This is a genomic window from Maribacter sp., from assembly GCF_016744255.1.
GTDB lineage: Bacteria > Bacteroidota > Bacteroidia > Flavobacteriales > Flavobacteriaceae > Maribacter_B.
The window spans coordinates 1-2443 of record NZ_JADGES010000174.1 but is presented as its reverse complement, the minus strand read 5'-3'; the positions used below and the strand labels follow the sequence as shown (position 1 = coordinate 2443).

Genomic DNA, 2443 nt, shown 5'->3' with positions numbered 1-2443 from the left:
TCATTGATTTTTGCAGAAAATAGTATATTACTACCTCATAATCAACAAAATGAAAAATTTCTCTTTTCTCTTCTTACTATTTCTTTCTCTATGCACTAGTATAAAAGCACAAGATTTTTCTAATAAAACAGAAATTGCTTCTACCGCTCAAAAAAGGGCTCTTTTTTATTTAAAAAAACTACAAGAAAATTATAGTAACGCAGAATACGAATTACATAAAACGTATAGTGATTCTTTAGAATTAGTAGCAAAAGAGCATGGTTTAACAAAAATGCATATTCTTTCTTTAACCAACCAAGCTATCTACTTTAATAATAGAGCAGAACAGCAAAAATCTATTCTCCTATATCATACCGCTTTAGAAAAATGTAAAATTATACCCGAAGATTTTAAAACGAGAACAGTAGTCTTGGTAAATTTAGGCAATACCTATTATGATATTGAATTATATGATAAAGGCATAGAAATAATGGAAGATGTACTAGAAGTTGCTAATAATGCCAAAAACTCTACTATGATAAAAGCAGCAGCGCTTGTAGGGTTATCTAATAACTATTCTGGTTTAGGAGAACTAAACAAAGCTCTGGATTATGCCTATAGAGCAAAAGAAATTGGCGAAAAAAATAACAACAAAGGTGTTATAGCATCTGCTGTAAATGATATTTGCGATATCCTATATCAGCAAAAAAAATATAAAAAAGCAATTGCAGTCGGTAATGAAGCATTGGCCTATACAGATCCAGAAAAACCAACTAAAAAAAGAGCTTGGTTACTTTTAAATATAGGAATCTCGTACTACAAAGAAAATAATACTTCCAAGGCACTTACGTATTTAAAAGAAGCTAATAAAATTGCAAATTCTATTAAACATTTAGAAATAGAAATGTATTGCCATGAGCACTTAGCTCAGGTATATGAAAGTCTAGGAGATATTAAGGCTTCCCATGTGGAGCAAAAAAATTACACAAAAACTCGTGGTATATTTCTTGAAAATACTAATAAGGCTTCGCAATTAGATTTAAAAAAGGAAATTAGTGATAAAGAAGGGGAAATCGTAAAGGGTAATGAAACAATTTCTTTACTTCTTAAAAATAAGAAGAGCCTTATTGTATCGGGGTCTATTGCATTACTTCTTTTAGTCGGATGTTTAATTTTTTATATCCACCTAAAGAAAAAAGAAGAAAAAAACAAACTACTACTACAAGCCCAATACACGACCTTAAAAAAAGAAATTCATAACCAAAATAATACCCAGACAAAAAGTTCTAGTATAAATAAAAAAGAAGTAATTCCATACCAAAATTCCTCTTTATCCAAAGAAGATAGACTTAGATATAAAAATAGCCTTTTGGAATATATGCAGGATAAAAAACCTCATTTAAACGCCTCGATAAATCAATCAGAATTAGCAAAAAAACTAAACTTAAGTAGTCATCATCTATCGGAGGTTTTACATTACGAATTGGAACAGAATTTCTATAATTTCATAAACTCCTACCGTGTTATTGAAGCTCAGAATTTATTAAAAAACCCAAAGACTATGGACTCCAAAATGATTGCAATAGCTTTTGATTCAGGTTTTAAAAGTAAAACATCATTTAATAGAGTTTTTAAAAATTATACAGGACTTACGCCATCGGAATACCGAGAAAAACAAAACTCTTAACCCCCCTTTTCTCTTCTAATATAAAAAATCAAGTACCACTCAAACGAGTGGTACAATTAGAACAATTTAGTCTATAGAGCAACGTTTTGTTTTTCTATGCTAAATGTAATGCCTCAGAAACTGCTTTCTAAAACTTCACTGGATTCCGTGATTTTTTCTACCAAAGTATCTTATAATTTTACCTTTTTTACTTATAAAAACACAGGGTTCACAACAAAAAATACAAATTACTGAGGTGCTTTTATCATATTTAAAAAAACTATGCGTTACATCTAAATACTCAAACCTACCATGCTAAAACATATACTCACCACCCTCTTTTTATTTCTTAGCTTTTGTCTTTTAGGACAAAGTTTTGAAACTACTTGGAACACAACAAATACCAGTACAGGTTCATCAGCTGTTAATGAAATTACAATACCAACAAACCCAGGGTATACCTACAATTACAATATAGATTGGGGAGATGGTAACATAGAGACTAATGTAACTGGAGATATTACACATATATATGCTTCGCAAGGTCTGCACACTATTTTAATTAGTGGCACTTTCCCATCTATCTATTTTAATAATACTGGTGACAAACTAAAAATAATAGAAATTTTGGCTTGGGGCACTATACAATGGGAAACCATGGAAAATGCTTTTTATGGCTGTGAAAATATAAATTTTGATGCTATCGATTCTCCAGACTTATCGCAAGTTTCTACATTAAAAAATATGTTTAAGAATGCCAGCTCTTTCAACGGCATTATTAATAATTGGAATGTTAGC

At 30.3% G+C, this 2443-nt stretch carries 2 protein-coding genes; both read left to right on the top strand.

Annotated features, from left to right (window positions below; genetic code table 11):
- The first annotated feature begins 49 nt into the window (after nucleotides 1-49).
- Entirely contained in the window at nucleotides 50-1666 is a 1617-nt protein-coding gene (locus QZZ51_RS16510; RefSeq protein WP_291871695.1) for an AraC family transcriptional regulator, read from the top strand.
- 291 nt (nucleotides 1667-1957) lie between these two features.
- On the top strand, nucleotides 1958-2443 hold a 486-nt coding region (locus QZZ51_RS16505), incomplete at its 3' end, for a BspA family leucine-rich repeat surface protein (RefSeq protein ID WP_291871693.1).

Excerpts from the sequence above, each read along its gene's own strand:
- QZZ51_RS16510 (WP_291871695.1), top strand. The coding sequence starts at position 50 with ATGAAAAATTTCTCTTTTCTCTTCTTACTATTTCTTTCTCTATGCACT.